The organism is Pseudomonas sp. fls2-241-R2A-110 (assembly GCF_030209165.1).
Lineage (GTDB): Bacteria > Pseudomonadota > Gammaproteobacteria > Pseudomonadales > Pseudomonadaceae > Aquipseudomonas.
The window spans coordinates 155,373-171,496 of sequence record NZ_JARVSN010000009.1 but is presented as its reverse complement, the minus strand read 5'-3'; the positions used below and the strand labels follow the sequence as shown (position 1 = coordinate 171,496).

General features: G+C 58.3%; 16 protein-coding genes. 9 read left to right on the top strand and 7 right to left on the bottom strand.

Annotation, left to right across the window (positions count from 1 at the left end):
* Window positions 1-40 precede the first annotated feature (40 nt).
* Complete coding sequence (locus tag QRN31_RS08030) at window positions 41-1,321, bottom strand: serine/threonine transporter (RefSeq protein WP_285431285.1); 1,281 nt, start codon at window positions 1,319-1,321, stop codon at window positions 41-43.
* Between the two features lie 267 nt (window positions 1,322-1,588).
* On the opposite strand from QRN31_RS08030, the gene QRN31_RS08025 reads away from it, so the two are divergent.
* The 6 genes from QRN31_RS08025 to QRN31_RS08000 all read left to right on the top strand — a co-directional run bounded on the left by QRN31_RS08025 (window position 1,589) and on the right by QRN31_RS08000 (window position 6,682).
* A complete protein-coding gene (locus tag QRN31_RS08025) occupies window positions 1,589-1,972 on the top strand; it encodes a tautomerase family protein (RefSeq protein WP_285431283.1) in 384 nt (127 codons plus the stop codon).
* Window positions 1,973-2,021: 49 nt separating this feature from the next.
* Window positions 2,022-2,942, top strand: coding sequence for a DMT family transporter (locus QRN31_RS08020; protein WP_285431281.1), 921 nt, complete (start codon window positions 2,022-2,024; stop codon window positions 2,940-2,942).
* Window positions 2,943-2,994: 52 nt separating this feature from the next.
* Complete coding sequence (locus QRN31_RS08015; protein WP_285431280.1) at window positions 2,995-3,591, top strand: TetR/AcrR family transcriptional regulator; 597 nt, start codon at window positions 2,995-2,997, stop codon at window positions 3,589-3,591.
* Between the two features lie 102 nt (window positions 3,592-3,693).
* On the top strand, window positions 3,694-4,659 hold the full coding sequence (locus QRN31_RS08010; protein WP_285431279.1) for a 2-hydroxyacid dehydrogenase: 966 nt from the start codon (window positions 3,694-3,696) through the stop codon (window positions 4,657-4,659).
* Window positions 4,660-4,802: 143 nt separating this feature from the next.
* Window positions 4,803-5,870 carry a phosphotransferase family protein gene (locus QRN31_RS08005; protein WP_285431278.1) on the top strand — a complete coding sequence of 356 codons (1,068 nt, stop codon included), beginning with the start codon at window positions 4,803-4,805 and terminating at the stop codon, window positions 5,868-5,870.
* A gap of 44 nt (window positions 5,871-5,914) precedes the next feature.
* Window positions 5,915-6,682 (top strand): SDR family oxidoreductase, encoded by a 768-nt coding sequence (locus tag QRN31_RS08000; protein ID WP_285431277.1) that lies wholly within the window; start codon window positions 5,915-5,917, stop codon window positions 6,680-6,682.
* A gap of 98 nt (window positions 6,683-6,780) precedes the next feature.
* Here QRN31_RS08000 and QRN31_RS07995 read toward each other — a convergent pair whose 3' ends face one another.
* Together QRN31_RS07995 and QRN31_RS07990 are read right to left on the bottom strand one after the other, a co-directional pair.
* The gene (locus QRN31_RS07995; protein WP_285431275.1) at window positions 6,781-7,377 is read right to left on the bottom strand and encodes a hypothetical protein; all 597 of its coding nucleotides are present in this window, start codon (window positions 7,375-7,377) and stop codon (window positions 6,781-6,783) included.
* Window positions 7,377-7,790: a hypothetical protein gene (locus QRN31_RS07990; RefSeq protein ID WP_285431274.1), complete on the bottom strand. Its 414-nt coding sequence runs from the start codon at window positions 7,788-7,790 to the stop codon at window positions 7,377-7,379. The genes QRN31_RS07995 and QRN31_RS07990 overlap by 1 nt, the downstream gene beginning before the upstream one ends.
* 319 nt (window positions 7,791-8,109) lie before the next feature.
* Here QRN31_RS07990 and QRN31_RS07985 point away from each other — a divergent pair, with 319 nt between their 5' ends.
* On the top strand, window positions 8,110-9,225 hold the full coding sequence (locus tag QRN31_RS07985; RefSeq protein ID WP_285431273.1) for a Gfo/Idh/MocA family protein: 1,116 nt from the start codon (window positions 8,110-8,112) through the stop codon (window positions 9,223-9,225).
* 477 nt (window positions 9,226-9,702) lie between these two features.
* On the opposite strand, the gene QRN31_RS07980 is transcribed toward QRN31_RS07985, so the two are convergent.
* A complete protein-coding gene (locus QRN31_RS07980) occupies window positions 9,703-9,951 on the bottom strand; it encodes a DUF1652 domain-containing protein (RefSeq protein ID WP_285431271.1) in 249 nt (82 codons plus the stop codon).
* A gap of 200 nt (window positions 9,952-10,151) precedes the next feature.
* A complete protein-coding gene (locus QRN31_RS07975) occupies window positions 10,152-11,648 on the bottom strand; it encodes a helix-turn-helix transcriptional regulator (RefSeq protein ID WP_285431269.1) in 1,497 nt (498 codons plus the stop codon).
* Between the two features lie 185 nt (window positions 11,649-11,833).
* On the opposite strand from QRN31_RS07975, the gene QRN31_RS07970 reads away from it, so the two are divergent.
* Window positions 11,834-12,265: a YeeE/YedE family protein gene (locus QRN31_RS07970; RefSeq protein ID WP_414922548.1), complete on the top strand. Its 432-nt coding sequence runs from the start codon at window positions 11,834-11,836 to the stop codon at window positions 12,263-12,265.
* Between the two features lie 2 nt (window positions 12,266-12,267).
* Entirely contained in the window at window positions 12,268-12,681 is a 414-nt protein-coding gene (locus QRN31_RS07965; RefSeq protein WP_285431265.1) for a DUF6691 family protein, read from the top strand.
* A gap of 78 nt (window positions 12,682-12,759) precedes the next feature.
* Here QRN31_RS07965 and QRN31_RS07960 read toward each other — a convergent pair whose 3' ends face one another.
* Together QRN31_RS07960 and QRN31_RS07955 are read right to left on the bottom strand one after the other, a co-directional pair.
* Window positions 12,760-14,043: a Zn-dependent hydrolase gene (locus QRN31_RS07960; protein WP_285431263.1), complete on the bottom strand. Its 1,284-nt coding sequence runs from the start codon at window positions 14,041-14,043 to the stop codon at window positions 12,760-12,762.
* A 150-nt stretch (window positions 14,044-14,193) separates the two neighbouring features.
* Window positions 14,194-15,678: an NCS1 family nucleobase:cation symporter-1 gene (locus QRN31_RS07955; RefSeq protein ID WP_285431262.1), complete on the bottom strand. Its 1,485-nt coding sequence runs from the start codon at window positions 15,676-15,678 to the stop codon at window positions 14,194-14,196.
* Window positions 15,679-16,124 lie beyond the last annotated feature (446 nt).

Genomic DNA, 16,124 nt, shown 5'->3' with positions numbered 1-16,124 from the left:
CGTTGATCGTTCCCACGCAGAGCGCGAGAGCGATCATGCGTCAGGCGGTCAACGAATAGATCAACGCCGAAATCGCCACCAGCCCCACCGCTGTCACGAAGACGTTGGACGCCTGGCCGCGATAACGGGCCATTGCCGGCACCTTGCGGATTGCGTACATCGGCATCAGGAACAGAATCGCCGCGATGACCGGGCCACCGAGGGTTTCGATCATGCCCAGGATGCTCGGATTCAGCGTGGCCACCACCCAGCACACCACCAGCATGAAGGCGGCGGTCAGACGGTCGAGCGTCTTTGGCGCAGGACGCTTGCCACTTTTCACGATCAGGCCTTTAAGGCCTTCGCTGGCGCCGATGTAGTGACCCAGGAATGACTTGGAAATGGCCACGAACGCAATCAACGGCGCTGCGAAAGCAATGGTCGGGTTGCTGAAGTGGTTGGCCAGGTACGACAGGATCGACAGGTTCTGTGCCTTGGCTTCGGCCAGTTGCGCCGGGGACAGGGTCAGTACGCAACTAAAGACGAAGAACAGCACCATCACCACCATCAAGGCGTGGGCGCGAGACAGGATCTGCGAGCTGCGCTCCTCGGCGTGCTCACCGTAGCGGCGCTTCTGGTCCACCGCGAACGCCGAGATGATCGGCGAGTGGTTGAACGAAAACACCATCACCGGAATCGCCAGCCACAACGTGTGCAGCAGCGCCGACGGCTCGGGCAGGGTCGACGCGGTGGCCAGGATGCCACCGTTCCAGTGAGGAATCAGGAACACCGCCAGGAACAGCAACGCCACAATAAACGGGTACACCATCAGGCTCATGGCCTTGACGATCGCCTGCTCGCCACACCGCACCACGGCCAGCAGACCGAGGATCAATACCAGCGACAGCACGGCGCGTGGCGGCGGCATGATGTGCAGTTGATGCTCAAGGAAACTGCCGACGGTATTGGTCAGGGCCACGCTGTAAATCAGCAGGATCGGGAAGATCGCAAAGAAATACAGCAAGGTGATCAGCGCGCCAGCTTTGAGACCGAAGTGTTCTTCCACCACTTCGGTGATGTCGGCACCTTCGCGGCCGGACAACACGAAGCGTGTCAGGCCACGGTGCGCGTAAAAGGTCATGGGAAACGCCAACACCGCCAGAATCAGCAACGGCCAGAAGCCGCCCAGACCCGCGTTGATCGGCAAAAACAGGGTACCCGCGCCGATGGCCGTGCCAAACAGGCCCAGCATCCAGGTGGTGTCATGGCGATTCCAGCTTGTGAGGGTCGCTGGTGTCGCCGCTACATAGCGTTCGTCGACGCTATTGGCCTGATCATTCATCCGGTGGGATCTCCGCATTCCGGTCATTTGCTACCCGGTCAGGACGAGTCGGAAAAAACCGACGGGCAGCGCCCTGGCCGAAACAGGGGCGCGATTGTCCGGGATTAATGAACAGAAGCAAAGACTTAGCTGAGGAGTGGTTGTACGGATCAGATTCTCAGGCGTCACATTAAATAGATGTTCAGAAAAATCTATTTAACAAAAGATGAGCGTCATGTACTTTCAGTCCTGACTGCTGACCGGCAGCCCCCATCACGGAGCCCTCCCATGCCACTCGTTCGCGTCGATATCAAACAGCATCAAGACCCCACGTTCGCCAAGCGTGTCGGGCAGTTGATCTACGCCGCCATGCACAGCGCCATTGGTGTGCCGGAAAACGATAATTTCCAGATCCTTGCCGAACACGACGAGCAGCATTTCATCTTTGATCCCGGCTATCTGGGCATCAACCGCACCGACGCTCTGGTGGTGATCCAGATCACCCTGAGCGAAGGCCGCACCGTCGAACAGAAAAAACTGCTCTACAAAACCATCGCCGAGAGCCTTAATACGGAACTGGCGATACGCCTGGAAGATGTCTTCATCAATCTGGTGGAGGTCAAGAAAGAGAACTGGTCATTTGGCAACGGGATCGCTCAATACGCCATTTGAGTGGTCTGATGGTTGATACCCCCTTTGCACCAACCCCGGGAGCACACCCATGAAACAGGCTGCGTATATCGCGTTCGCATTGCTCGGCCTGATCTGGGGCACTAACTTCATTTTCATGAAGTGGGCGGCCGAATGGATTTCGCCGACACAAATCGTGTTCCTGCGGGTGCTGTTCGGATTCTTGCCGATTCTGGCATTCGCCCTTGCGCGTCGAAGCTTGAGTTGGTCGCACCTGCGCTATAGCCATCACTTCCTGGTGATGGCTCTGCTAGCGACGGCGATTTATTACTACGCCTTCGCCAAAGGCACTTCTTTATTGCTGTCCAGCGTGGCCGGTATGCTCAGCGGCGCGATCCCTTTGTTTGCATTCGTCACTGCGTGGCTTTTCCTGCGTGCCGAACCCCTGAACGCCCGCACGGCTTTCGGCATTTTCCTTGGCTTTATCGGCGTGATACTGATTGCACGTCCCTGGAACAGCCTGGCGGCCGGCGTCGACGCCAGCGGCGTGCTGTACATGATCGCCGGCTCGCTGAGCGTTGGCTGTTCGTTCGTCTACGCCCGACGATTCATCACACCACTGGGGTTGTCACCGCTGGCGCTGTCGACCTATCAGATCGGTTTCGCCCTGGTGCTCATCACGCTTGTCACCGACATGCATGGCATCGCGCACATTTCACTCGATCCGGTGGCGCTGGCCGGGGTCATCCTGGGCCTGGGACTGGCCGGAACCGGCGTGGCCTACATCCTTTATTACTACATCGTGCAACGGTTGGGCGCCCTCGCCGCTTCGGGTGTCACGTACATCCCGCCAGTGGTTGCCTTGCTGATCGGCACGTTGCTGGTCGGTGAACCGCTCAAACTCCTCGACTTGCTGGCAATGCTGCTGATCCTGGGCGGCGTTTACGTCCTGCAATCGGGCACACAAAAACCAACTACAACCCCGACTGTTACGGCGAAAGTGACGTCCTGACACACGACCACTGTTTCCTATGATGTCAGTTACTCAATACCTGTGAGCCGCCATGCCTCGAGTCTCCCGTAAACAAGCCGAACTCAACCGCGAGATTATCGTCGAGGCCGCCACGCGGCTCTTTCGCGAGCGCGGCCTGCATGGCATCAGCGTCGTCGATGTGATGGGCGCAGCAGGCCTGACCCATGGCGGATTCTATGGACACTTCGAGTCCAAGGAAGCGCTGGCGAAAGAGGCTTGCACTCGGGCGTTCACTCAATCGATGGAACGCTGGAAGCAGAAAATAGACGCCAACGACGACACCCTCTCGGCGCGCACGGGCATCATCGCGCCCTACCTGTCTGCGGCCAATCGCGACAACCCCGGCGACAGTTGCCCGGTGACCGCGTTTGCGGGCGACATGTGCCACGAAACGGCTGAGAGCGGTTTGCACCAGACCTACACCGAAGGGCTGGAAGCCTTGCTGCAGATGCTTGCGCCGTTGATGGGAGGCGACTCACCTGAAGCCAATCGGCAAAAAGCATTGGTGGACTATTCGCTGATGGTCGGCGCGCTGACCCTGGCCCGCGCCACCCGTGGAGACGTGTTATCCGATGAAATTCTCGACGCTGCCCGGACATTTTTGACAGCGCAAGGATCAACGGTGTAATCAATCGCGTGTGCAATCCCCGGCCGTTGCTAAACTCCTCTGGAATCAGCAATCTGAAGCAACATTCTAGAACCGACATTCCGATGCCTACAGGAGCCCAGCATGCCTGCAACCGTTCTGGTACTGGTTGAAACCATCAACGATTATTTGCCGATTCTCGAGCATCAGGGTTTTCACCTGATCCTGGCCCCGACACCTGCCGAACGCGCAGAAGCTATCACTCGGCACGGCAGTCAGATCGATGCCGTGCTGACCCGCGGCCCCTTGGGCCTGTATGCCGATGAAATCGCCGCGCTGCCCCACCTTAAGATCATCTGCGTGATCGGCGCCGGTTATGAACACGTCGACCTGCAAGCCGCTGCCGACCGGGACATCACCGTGACCAATGGCGCCGGCGTCAATGCCTCCTCGGTCGCCGACCATGCCATGGCGATGTTGCTGTCGCTGGTGCGCGATATTCCCCGTTGCGACGCCGCCGTGCGCCGAGGCGAGTGGCCGAAGATCATGCGCCCGTCCCTTGCCGGAAAACGCTTGGGTATTCTCGGCCTCGGCGCCGTCGGCATGGCCATCGCCAAGCGTGCCAGCGCCGGCTTCGACATGACCGTCAGTTACCACAATCGCCAGCATCGCAGTGACGTTCCCTATACCTTCTGCTCGACGCCAACCGAACTGGCGCGCGCCTCGGACTTTCTGATCGTCGCCACACCCGGCGGACTGGGCACCAAACACCTGATCAACAAGCAAGTACTCGACGCCCTGGGCCCGAAAGGCTTTGTCGTGAACATTGCCCGGGCCTCTGTGATCGCCACCGTCGACCTGGTCAGCGCACTGGAACAACGACGCATCGCCGGTGCCGCACTGGATGTGTTCGATGCCGAGCCGCAAGTGCCCGATGCCTTGAAGACGTTGGCTAATGTGATCCTGACGCCCCACGTCGCGGGATTGTCCCCGGAGGCGACTCAAGGGACTGTTGAGCTGGTGGGGAAAAACCTGGTGGCGTTCTTCTCCGGACATCCGGTGCTGACGCCCATTACCTTGCCGTCAGCACTGAGCAGCGTGGAGCCTTGAAGCCATTCAAACAGGTGTATCAAATACAATGATTGCCCGGCAACACGCTCACCTATAAGGCCCGATGTTGGTTGTGGGGGCCGGGTGTGCGCATTAGATTAGCCAATAATCGCAGGCCTCCAGAATAAGCAGAAGGGATAAGCATGGCGCTTACTGACCAGTCCACCCGTATCCGCTCCGGCGAAGAACTCGATGCCAGCCTGATCGATCCGTACCTCAAGGCCCACATTCCGGGCCTGAGCGGTTTACCCCGGATCAGCCAGTTTCCCGGCGGCGCGTCAAACCTGACCTACTTGCTGGAATACCCGGAACAGGAGTTCGTCCTGCGCCGCCCGCCGTTTGGCCACAAAGCCAAGTCCGCCCATGACATGGGCCGCGAATTCCGCATCCTCAATCAACTGCGCGACGGTTTTCCGTATTGCCCGAAAGCCTACGTGCATTGCACCGACGAATCGGTGATCGGTGCCGAGTTCTATGTGATGGAGCGGGTCAAGGGAATCATCCTGCGCTCCGAGCTGCCCCCGGAACTGGGCCTGGATTCGGCGAAAACCGAAGCCTTGTGCAAGAGCTTCATCGACAAGTTCGTTGAACTGCACCGCGTCGATTACAACGCCTATGGCCTGGGCGACCTCGGCAGGCCCGAAGGCTACGTGGCACGGCAAATCAAGGGCTGGAGCGATCGCTACGAAAAAGCCCTGACCCCGGACGCACCAAAGTGGGAAGCGGTCAAGGCGTGGCTGAACGACAAAATGCCGGCCGATCACCCGACCTCAAGCATCGTCCATAACGACTATCGCTTCGACAACGTGATCCTCGACCCGAACAACCCGATGCAGATCATCGGCGTGCTCGATTGGGAACTGACCACCCTTGGCGACCCGCTGATGGACCTGGGCAACACCCTCGCCTACTGGATCGAAGCCGCCGACCCGACGCCGGTGCAACTGATGCGACGCCAGCCCAGCCATGCCCCGGGCATGCTGACTCGACGCGAGTTCGTCGACTACTACGCCGAGCGCTCAGGCATCCAGATCGACAACTTCGATTTCTACTACACCTATGGCCTGTTCCGCCTCGCCGGCATCGTGCAACAGATCTACTACCGCTTCTTTCATGGTCAGACCCAGGACAAACGCTTCGCGCAGTTCATTCACATGAACAAACTGCTGGAGCAAATGAGCCTGCAAGTCATCCAGAAATCCAGCCTTTGATTACGCGCCTGGCCCAATAACAAGACTTTTTAAAAGAGAACCCCATGTCCAAGACTCAGTTGTTCGACCTCGACGGCAAGATCGCTTTCGTCTCCGGCGCCAGCCGTGGCATCGGTGAAGCCATCGCCAAACTCCTGGCCCAGCAAGGCGCCCACGTCATCGTCTCGAGCCGCAAACTCGACGGCTGCCAACACGTGGCCGACGCCATCATCGCCGCCGGCGGCAAAGCCACCGCCGTGGCTTGCCACATTGGTGAAATGGAGCAGATCAGCCAGGTCTTTGCCGGCATCCGCGAACAGTTCGGGCGCCTGGACATCCTGGTCAACAACGCGGCAACCAACCCGCAGTTCTGCAACGTACTGGACACCGACCTCAGCGCCTTCCAGAAAACCGTCGACGTGAACATTCGCGGTTACTTCTTCATGTCGGTCGAAGCCGGCAAGCTGATGCGCGAACAGGGCGGCGGCAGCATCATCAACGTGGCGTCGATCAACGGCATCTCGCCGGGTATTTTCCAGGGCATCTACTCGGTGACCAAAGCGGCGGTGATCAACATGACCAAAGTGTTCGCCAAGGAGTGCGCGCAGTTTGGCATTCGCTGCAACGCCCTGCTGCCAGGCCTGACTGACACCAAGTTCGCTTCCGCGCTGGTGAAGAACGAGACCATTTTGAACACCGCTCTGCAGCAGATCCCGCTCAAGCGTGTAGCAGACCCGAGTGAAATGGCCGGCGCCGTGTTGTATCTGGCGAGCGATGCGTCCAGCTACACCACCGGGGTTTCGCTGAATGTGGATGGCGGGTTCTTGTCCTGATCCATTTCACCGGATGAACAAAAAAGGCAGCCTTGGCTGCCTTTTTTTCACCCCAGAGCCAAGCGTCCCACGGATCAATTCAGGGCCAGTGACAGAAACTACTGATCACGCACGAACTCAACGGGCTTCCCAGTCAAATCCAGAACCCTAAAATAGCCCTTGATGCTCTTAACATTCCGGATCGCCAGCTGAACGTGCGTTTCATGCATGAAATCCGTGTCTGGGTACAAACTTTCCCCCTCCCAGAACGGCGAACGAACAGAATCGTACGCAGGCGCTTCCGTAAACTCCCGAAAAGTATGTAAAGCATCGATGACCTGACAATCCAGACGGCGTAGATATGGCTTGTTTCTCTTGAGTGGCTGGCCGCCCTTTTCCTTTGAGGCGGCTTCAAGCCAGAGGTAAGTCTGACGGATCTCACGTAAAGCACTCTCAGTCGTGAAATCCAGGCAACGGCCCAGATCAATCACAGCTCCGATCACAAATGGATTTCTGATCGAGCGCTGCTTTTGTGCATTAGTCGCAAAACTGAGTGCGCGTTGCGGGTTGTTCTCCCAGAAGTAGGCACCGCGACCAAGCCAGTCATAGTCATTGGTACTATCCAGAAGCGTTTCTTCACCGGCCAGTACGCGCTCGCCGATGTCCCGTTCACACCCATGGAAACCAAGAACGAAAGAAGGAGAAATGCAATACATCAGCGAGCCTTGGCTTCCCCGTTCACCCGCTTGAAAAACGCCCTAACCTTGTTGGGATCCTTAAGCATCTCAGTTGCATACTCATCGATACGTGCCGACGCGTATGTGGCGGCCGATATCCTGACTCCGTTTGATCCAACCATGATCCAGCCAGCCTCAGCCGATGTCTTGAGCCCTACACTATCCATATTGAATGTCACTCCTGATCCACTTTTTGCAATAGCTGCCGCGATAAGTCCGTATGACTTACGGGGGGTTGTTTTCGCCGTGCTGGTACGACCGCTCACTATTTTTCCGCTTGATAACCGGATGATGCCTCCGCGCTGAAACCCGGCAGCATCACGCACAGATTTGGCTTCGTGACGATCACCTTTAACGAAAAGACTGGTTGTTTTTTCGAGATCCTTCGACATGGCCACCTCTGTCCGAGCGTCGTAGCATTACTCGAACTGGATTAGTTAGCGGCCAATATAGTCTGCGGTCTATGTCCCGTCATCAAAGCCCGTGTTTTGTCTCCAATGTGCTCTCCCGAAAACGATATAGGCCCCTCTCATAAGGCACAAGCCAGCGGATTCCTGCAGCGTTGTAGGCAACGACGCATAGCGCTGTAGCCATTTCGCTGATCCCTGTGCACACCCTCGCATCAAGAATATTTATTCCACCTGTTGCGCATTGGGAATTTTTATTCCATATATAGCACTATCAAAAATAAAATTCCAAAAGGCCCCAGCTATGCGCGAACTCGGTATCGGACTCATCGGCACAGGCTTCATGGGCCGTGCCCACGCCTTGGCGTTTCGTAACGTCAGCGCCGTCTTCGAACTTCCCCTCAAACTCAAGCTTGCCGCCCTCGCCGATGCCGATCCGCAGCGCGCCCGGCACTGTGCCGAGGCCTGGGGCTTTGAAACGGCTCACTCCGACTGGCAACAGTTGATCGATGACCCGAAGGTCAATGTCGTCGCCATCACCACGCCCAATCATCTGCACTACCCCATGGCCATGGCCGCCCTCACCGCCGGCAAAGCGGTGTATTGCGAAAAGCCGTTGGCGGTGAACCTGGAGCAAGCCACCGCCATGCGCCTGGCGGCCAAAGCGGCCGGTGTGGTGACGCGGGTGGGTTACAACTATCAGCACAACCCGATAATCGAGTTGGCGCGGTCATTGATCGACAGCGGCAAGCTGGGGCAGATCATCAGTTTTGAGGGGGAGTTCAGCGAGGATTTCATGGCCGATCCTGCTTCACCCTGGTCGTGGCGTTGCGATGCCGGTCATGCAGGCGGCGCGCTGGCGGATCTGGGCAGCCATTTGCTGGCGATGGCGCGGTATCTGGTGGGTGACGTCGAAGCGGTTTGTGCAAGCACTCAAACCGTGCACCGCCAGCGTCCCGCTACGGCCGGCAGTCACGAACAACGGCCCATTGCGGTCGACGATCACGTCCATGCGCTGCTGCGATTCGCCAATGGCGCTCAAGGGACATTCAGCAGCAGTTGGCTCAAGCAAGGTTACAAGAATCACCTGAGTTTCGAGATCAGCGGTACCGCAGGCACGCTGGCGTTTGATCAGGAGCGCTTGAACGAATTGCACCTGTATCGCGCCGGCCAGGACGGTTTCCAGCGTTTACTGGCGGGGCCGGAACTGCCAGGTTACGCAGCATTCAGCCCGGCGGCGGGTCACCAATTGGGTTACAACGAATTGAAGACCCTGGAAGTGCATGACCTGGTGTTGGCCCTCGCCGGCCTTTCCCAAGGAGGCACTGACTTTGAGCAAGCCTGGGAAGTCGAACGCCTGGCGACAGCGATTCGCTTGGCTGCGAACGAGTCACGGTGGGTCGCAATAGAAGAAGTTTGAGGCACGTAAGCGATTCAAATCGCCCGCGAGGTATGCCACGGGCGATCCGTCGCCCATGGTTTGAAAGAGGCTTTCGCCCGGTCCTACTGGGTGACGCAACGGGTCAGTGTGGTCGTGCGGGTGACTTGCGCATCAACCCGTGCATCGCCTTGTACATCGGTTTTATCGGTGGTTTCACAAGTGCTTTGAGGAGCCGGCGGCGGAGCGGCTGGCGGTGGAGGCGGTGGACTGGCGCAACCGCCGAGAATCGCCACGCTGAAAGCGAGCGACAGAGGCGAAAAAACACGTTTACCAAAACTGTTCATAGGCGGACTCGCGGTCAGTAATCGACACTTTCCGCGACCCGACGACAACACCGCGAACCCGCGGACCGGCCACAGAAAATTATACCCTCGCATTTCTTATAGCCCAGTCACCCGTCAATGCCAGCAAACAAGCCACTTTGGCCCTGTTCAACGTATAAAACGACAGCCTCCACTACCCTTTGTCCGAGCGGTGCAAGCTGTTACTTTCAAGTTCATAGCGCAACTCTTCAACCAGCGCCTGAATCGCTTGGGGTGTTCCGAGGTTCGTGACCTTCAGTCCGCTGACCACGAGGTCTACCTGCCCCGAGACGGGATGATAAAGCTTCACCGTCACCGAGTTATCGCCCGAAACACTGCATTCACAGGCACGGGGAGAAAACTGCTGCTCCAGTTGCGCGCGCAATTGCGCTATATGAATCATCACAACTCACCCTTGGGCTGGCTGGCTATCCCGTCAACTGCAACGGTGTGGAATTGGGGAAGCATGCGACTGTTCCTTAATCTGTTTCATAGAGGACGCGGCACAGGTCAAAAAACCCCATGTCGCACCCTCACAGATTAAAAACACTGAGCACTAGCCAAAACATTCATTTGCACTGGCCTGACTAGTGCATTTGCACCCTATCGCGGTGGCTTGGGTCGCCGTTCGCTGGCGAACAATCCCCGTTCCCGCGCCCACACAATCGCTTCGCTGCGGCTGTGCACGTCGAGCTTGGAATACACCGTCGACACATGATTACGCACAGTATTGGGCGCCAGCTTCAGACGCGCCGCGATTTCCTTGTCGGCCAGTCCTTCGCAAATCAGCTCGAGTACATCGCGCTCCCGGGCGGTCAGGTCGGTGAAGGACACGCTGGGCAATTGCGGCGAGTTGACGCTCTTCACATTGGCCAGCTTTTCGATGAGTGTCCGGCTGAACCAGGAGGCGTCTTTCATCACCTCTTCAATCGCCGCCACCAACTCAAGTTCAGTGCGTTTGCGTTCGGTGATGTCCATCAACACCAACAGATAGCAGGGATTGTCTTGAATGTTGACCATGTCGGCTGACACCGCGCAGTCGATCAACTGCGTGTCTTTCTTGCGGATCCTGACATCGACCCGGTCCAGGCTTCCGGACTTCTCCAGCACCGCAAACAGCCGGGAGCGGGCGACCTTGTCCTCGATAAAATCGATCTCCGCGACGGTTTTACCGAGGACATCTTCACTGCTGTACACGAGGGTATCGAGGAAGGCTTCATTGACATCGATCACCACCTGGTCCTCTGCGTTGCAGACCAGCGTCGGGACCGGCATCAAGCGAAAGGCTTTGGCAAAGCGCTCCTCGCTCTGGCGCAAGGCAACTTCGGCCTTGTGCCGTGGTTCCATGTCGACGAAGGAAAACAGCATGCAATCTTCTTCGTGCAACTCCAGCGGTTGCCCGGCGACGATCACCTGTTTGCTGCCACCTCCGGCGACTCTCAGCTCGGCTTGCATCTGCGGAATCGTGGTGTGTTCGCGCAGTCGCTCGATCGCCAGGTCTTTCTTTTCAGCGCCTTCAAGAATGTCCAGTTCATACGTGGACACTCCGATAACCTGATCACGGGTATAGCCGGTCATCTCCAGAAAGCCGGAATTGACCTTGATGTAACGCAAGTCACTGAGACGACAGATCACCGCTGGCGCGGGGTTGGCGTTGAAGGTCTTTTCAAACCGCTGCTCAGCGCTGGCCCACTCGGTGACGTCATCCATAATCAGCACCAGCGACTCCGGTTCCCCGGCGCTGTCAGCCAACACCATGCTGCGCACGTTGTGCACCCAGGAGCGCTCTTCGTCGTCGACTGGCGTCACTTCTACCAGCACATCACTGAAAGTCTCGCCCTTGGCGACGCGGCTGATCGGGTAGTTTTCCGGCGGCAACGGGTGATTGTTGCGGTAACGCAAGGCGAAGCGCTTGGCGTACGCCTTGGCGTTGACTCCCAACTCGCCGACCTCGCTGACGCCGTGCATGGCCAGCGCGGCGGCATTGGCCCACAGGATCGTCTGGTCGAGTTCCAGCAGAATCACCCCGTCAGACAACCCGGCGATGATTTGCTGCAACTGGCGGCGATTGGTTTCGGTGGTCAGGACGTCCTGGCTCATTGGATCTCCACGTGTTCGGCGGCGCATTAGCGCCGAGCTGTGAAGATTACGACCGCAGGGGGATGGGATAGTGCGGCAAACATTTCCTGCCCGTGTTCTTGGTGCGTGACATTACAGATGCAGCCCCAAGCTCAAACAACTAAGTGTTTTAATGCTGTTTATGACCTGTCAGGAGAGTCGCCGTGATGCTAGATACGATTCACTTCACCCCGTGGTCCGCGTTGGCAGGCGGCGCGTTGATCGGATTGGCCGCCAGTCTGCTAGTGGTGGCCAATGGACGGGTGGCCGGAATCAGCGGGTTGCTGGGCAGCCTGATGTCGCCGACGGATTCGGGTCGTGGTGAAAAAGCCTTGTTCATCGTCGGTCTGCTGGCCGCGCCACTGGTATGGGCATTGTTTCAGGCATGGCCGGCCATTGAGTTCAAGACCGGTGCCGTGGGGCTGGTCGTCGCTGGATTGTGCGTCGGTATCGGCACCCGCTATGGCTCGGGATGCACCAGCGGCCATGGCGTGTGTGGTCTTTCGCGGCTGTCACCGCGCTCCATCGTCGCGACGGTGTGTTTCATGTTCGCAGGGTTTGTGACGGTGTTTGTGCTGCGTCATTTGTTGGGGTTTTGAGCATGAAAAAACTGACGGCTTTTGTCGCCGGGCTGTTGTTCGGCATCGGCCTGTTGCTGGCAGGCATGGCCAATCCGGCCAAGGTCCTGGGGTTTCTCGATATTGCCGGTGCGTGGGATCCGTCCTTGGCGCTGGTCATGGTCGCGGCCATTGCAGTGGCCTGGGCACCGTTTCATTGGGCGATGAAACACCCCACGTCGTTGCTGGGCGCGCCGATGCAATTGCCAGTCAGTCGTGAACTGGATCGACGGTTGATTGGGGGCAGCGTGTTGTTCGGGGTCGGTTGGGGCATTGCCGGCATCTGCCCCGGACCGGCGCTGGTGTTGTTGCCGACCGGGCACTGGCAGGCATGGGTGTTCGTGATCGCCATGCTGGCGGGCATGTTGATCTTCAAGGCATTGCAGGCGCGCCGTTAAGCCACGGCAAGCTTCACCCTGGATAGACCGTAGCTTTCGCGGCGCAGGCCTTGCCGAAAGCTACGATCGTTGCGCCGCTCAGGCCGCCATTTGCCCGCTGGCAATCGCCGCTGACGCCGCCAGCATCGCCCGCAACAACACCGCGCATCCCGCCGCCAGATCATCCGGCGCGGCGTTTTCGATTTCGTTGTGGCTGATGCCGCCTTCGCACGGCACGAAAATCATGCCGGCCGGGCCCAGTTCGGCGAGGAAGATCGCGTCGTGCCCTGCTCCGCTGACGATGTCCATGTTCGACAACCCCAGGCCTTGCGCCGCATTGCGTACGGCTTCGATGCAGCCCTTGTCGAAGTACAGCGGTGGAAAATCGGCAGTTGGGGTCAGTTCGTAGGTCAGGCCATGTTCCTCGCAGGTGGTTTCGATGACTTCGCGGACTTCGGCGATCATCGAGTCCAGGCGTGCCGGTTCCAGATGACGGAAGTCGAGGGTCATGCGCACTTCGCCGGGAATGACGTTACGTGAGCCAGGATAGGCTTGCAGGCAACCGACGGTGCCGCAGGCATGAGGTTGATGACCGAGTGCCGCGCGGTTGACCGCACCGACAATCACCGAGGCGCCGACCAGAGCATCTTTGCGCAGGTGCATCGGGGTCGGGCCCGCATGCGCTTCGACGCCGCGCAGTTTCAGGTCGAACCATTTCTGGCCCAGGGCCCCCATCACCACGCCGATGGTCTTGTGTTCGTCTTCAAGGATCGGCCCCTGTTCGATATGGGCTTCAAAATAGGCGCCGACGGCATGGCCACTGACCGGGCGCGGGCCAGCGTAGCCGATGGCGTTCAGCGCCTCACCGACCGTGACGCCATCGGCATCGACCTTGGCCAGGGTTTCTTCCAGGGTGAATTTTTCCGCGAACACGCCGGAGCCCATCATGCACGGAGCGAAGCGCGAGCCTTCTTCGTTGGTCCAGACCACCACTTCCAGCGGTGCTTCGGTTTCCACACCAAGGTCGTTGAGGGTGCGCAGCACTTCGACGCCGGCCAGGACGCCGAAACAACCGTCGAACTTGCCGCCGGTGGGTTGGGTGTCGATGTGGCTGCCGGTCATCACCGGAGGCAGATTCGGGTTGCGGCCTGGGCGGCGGGCGAAGATGTTGCCGACGGCGTCGATGCTGACGGTGCAGCCTGCCTCCTCGCACCAGCGCACGAAAATGTCCCGGGCCTGGCGGTCGAGGTCGGTCAGGGCCAGGCGACAGACGCCGCCCTTGACCGTCGCACCGAGCTTGGCGAGTTCCATGAGCGACTGCCATAAACGGTCGCGATTGATGTGCTGATGGGTGGATTGCAGAACGTCTACCGCTGCGTTCATGGTGATCTCCTCAGGCAGTTCTTATGGATTTCTTCAGGTATTTTTTGGGTGAATTTGAGGCCGCCATCGCGAGCAAGCTCGCTCCCACAGGGGATTTTCAGTGCTCACAAAATCCTGTGGGAGCGAGCTTGCTCGCGATTGGGCCATCCTCTACACCGCAGATTTCGCGACTGATGGACTGGGCCGCATCGAACACAGGCCGTAGTAAATAAGCCCGCCCAGCGCCGAGCCGGTAAACCAGCCGTAGCTGTAGAACCAGCTGAATGCATCGCTGCCCAGCGACAACAGTGTCAACGCCACCGGCACGCCAAACGCGGTAAACCCGTACCAGTTCCAGGCCGGGTAAACGTCATCGCGATACAGCCCGGCCAGGTCCAGTTGCTGTTTCTTGATCAGGAAATAGTCCACCACCATGATCCCGGCGATGGGGCCCAACAGGCTTGAATAACCCAGCAGCCAGTTGGAATACACCGTCTCCAGGCTCACGTCAGAAACAATCAGCCCCAGCTTTTTCAGCAGCTCGTGAGCCATCAGTGCCAAACCGACCAGCCCGGTGAGCAACACCGCTTTGGTGCGGTTGATGAGTTTGGGCGCGACGTTCTGGAAGTCGTTGGTCGGCGAAACAATGTTCGCCGCCGTGTTGGTCGACAGCGTGGCGATGATGATCAACGCCATGGCCAGCGCGACCCAGACCGGGCTCTGGATATGGCCGATCAGCGTCACCGGGTCGGAGACGGTCACGCCCACCAGTTTCACCGACGCGGCGGTCATCACCACGCCCAGCGAGGCGAACAGGAACATCGTCAGCGGCAGACCGATGATCTGCCCGACAATCTGGTCCTTCTGGCTTTTCGCATAACGGCTGAAGTCCGGGATGTTCAGGGACAAAGTGGCCCAGAACCCGACCATGGCGGTCAACCCGGCGGCGAAGTAACTGACGACGCTGGCACCTTCCGGACGCTTGGCCGGGATGGCCATCAGCTCGGTCATCGACACGTTCGGCATGGCCCATACCAGCAGCCCCACACCGACCAGCACCAATAAGGGGGCAGACAGGGTTTCAAGCCACTTGATCGAATCGGCACCGCGTATCACCACCCACAGGTTCAGCGCCCAGAAGATCATGAAGCCGATGACTTCACCGGTCCCGCCCAGGGCTTTCCATCCGTCAAATACCGAGCCCAGAAACAGGTGGATCGCCAGACCACCGAACATCGTCTGGATGCCGAACCAGCCACACGCCACCAAGGCGCGAATCAGGCACGGAACGTTGGAACCGAGGACGCCGAAGGACGAGCGCAGCAACACCGGAAACGGAATGCCGTACTTGGTGCCGGGAAAGGCGTTCAACGTCAGGGGAATCAACACGATGATGTTGGCGAACAGAATCGCCAACAGCGCTTCGCCAACGCTCAAGCCGAAATACGCGGTGAGCACGCCACCGAGGGTGTAGGTCGGCACGCAGATCGCCATGCCGACCCACAGCGCGGTGATGTGCCATTTGTTCCAGGTTCGTTCTCGCACCTTGGTCGGTGCCATGTCGTGGTTGTATCGGGGACTGTCGAGGACATCGCTGCCGGCTTCGAGCTCGAACAAGCCGTCGCGCTCGGTCACTTGCGATCTGATCTGTTGCATGGCCGCTCCACTGTTCTTTGAATTATTTTTTGCTCATCGGGGGCTGTGGGCATCAATAAGTGTGCCGGGCACCCCTTTTGCGCATCGGGCAGTTCCATAAAAACGTTGCAACTAACTGATGTTGATCAGTTTTATTTATATACCCAGTGAATCCTCGGAGGCTGGCGTGTTCACTCAGGCCGAATGACAGGCAAGTTGTCCGAACAGTCAGGACTCAATGTGGTGCGTCTCACTTTTCTCAAATGTTGCGCATCAACCATAGACCATACTCAAGCGGCTGATTTCACATAAGAAATCTCGTCTATTTTTGGAACCTGTCAAGTGCGTCAAAATGGTGAACGACCTCACCATTTTGGTGATTTAATTATTTAATCGTTATTTATCAGTAACTTAAATCAGATATAAGCTTATAAAAAATATTCTTGCCGATTCCATAAACTCAGACT

Bases quoted from the DNA above. Each gene is read 5' to 3' on its own strand.
- QRN31_RS08005 (WP_285431278.1), top strand. From the start codon at position 4,803: ATGGCGCTTACTGACCAGTCCACCCGTATCCGCTCCGGCGAAGAACTC.
- QRN31_RS07980 (WP_285431271.1), bottom strand. From the start codon at position 9,951: ATGATTCATATAGCGCAATTGCGCGCGCAACTGGAGCAGCAGTTTTCT.
- QRN31_RS07995 (WP_285431275.1), bottom strand. From the start codon at position 7,377: ATGTATTGCATTTCTCCTTCTTTCGTTCTTGGTTTCCATGGGTGTGAA.
- QRN31_RS08030 (WP_285431285.1), bottom strand. From the start codon at position 1,321: ATGAATGATCAGGCCAATAGCGTCGACGAACGCTATGTAGCGGCGACA.
- QRN31_RS07985 (WP_285431273.1), top strand. From the start codon at position 8,110: ATGCGCGAACTCGGTATCGGACTCATCGGCACAGGCTTCATGGGCCGT.
- QRN31_RS07965 (WP_285431265.1), top strand. From the start codon at position 12,268: ATGAAAAAACTGACGGCTTTTGTCGCCGGGCTGTTGTTCGGCATCGGC.
- QRN31_RS08000 (WP_285431277.1), top strand. From the start codon at position 5,915: ATGTCCAAGACTCAGTTGTTCGACCTCGACGGCAAGATCGCTTTCGTC.
- QRN31_RS07975 (WP_285431269.1), bottom strand. From the start codon at position 11,648: ATGAGCCAGGACGTCCTGACCACCGAAACCAATCGCCGCCAGTTGCAG.
- QRN31_RS07955 (WP_285431262.1), bottom strand. From the start codon at position 15,678: ATGCAACAGATCAGATCGCAAGTGACCGAGCGCGACGGCTTGTTCGAG.
- QRN31_RS08010 (WP_285431279.1), top strand. From the start codon at position 3,694: ATGCCTGCAACCGTTCTGGTACTGGTTGAAACCATCAACGATTATTTG.
- QRN31_RS07990 (WP_285431274.1), bottom strand. From the start codon at position 7,790: ATGTCGAAGGATCTCGAAAAAACAACCAGTCTTTTCGTTAAAGGTGAT.
- QRN31_RS08015 (WP_285431280.1), top strand. From the start codon at position 2,995: ATGCCTCGAGTCTCCCGTAAACAAGCCGAACTCAACCGCGAGATTATC.
- QRN31_RS08025 (WP_285431283.1), top strand. From the start codon at position 1,589: ATGCCACTCGTTCGCGTCGATATCAAACAGCATCAAGACCCCACGTTC.
- QRN31_RS08020 (WP_285431281.1), top strand. From the start codon at position 2,022: ATGAAACAGGCTGCGTATATCGCGTTCGCATTGCTCGGCCTGATCTGG.
- QRN31_RS07970 (WP_414922548.1), top strand. From the start codon at position 11,834: ATGCTAGATACGATTCACTTCACCCCGTGGTCCGCGTTGGCAGGCGGC.
- QRN31_RS07960 (WP_285431263.1), bottom strand. From the start codon at position 14,043: ATGAACGCAGCGGTAGACGTTCTGCAATCCACCCATCAGCACATCAAT.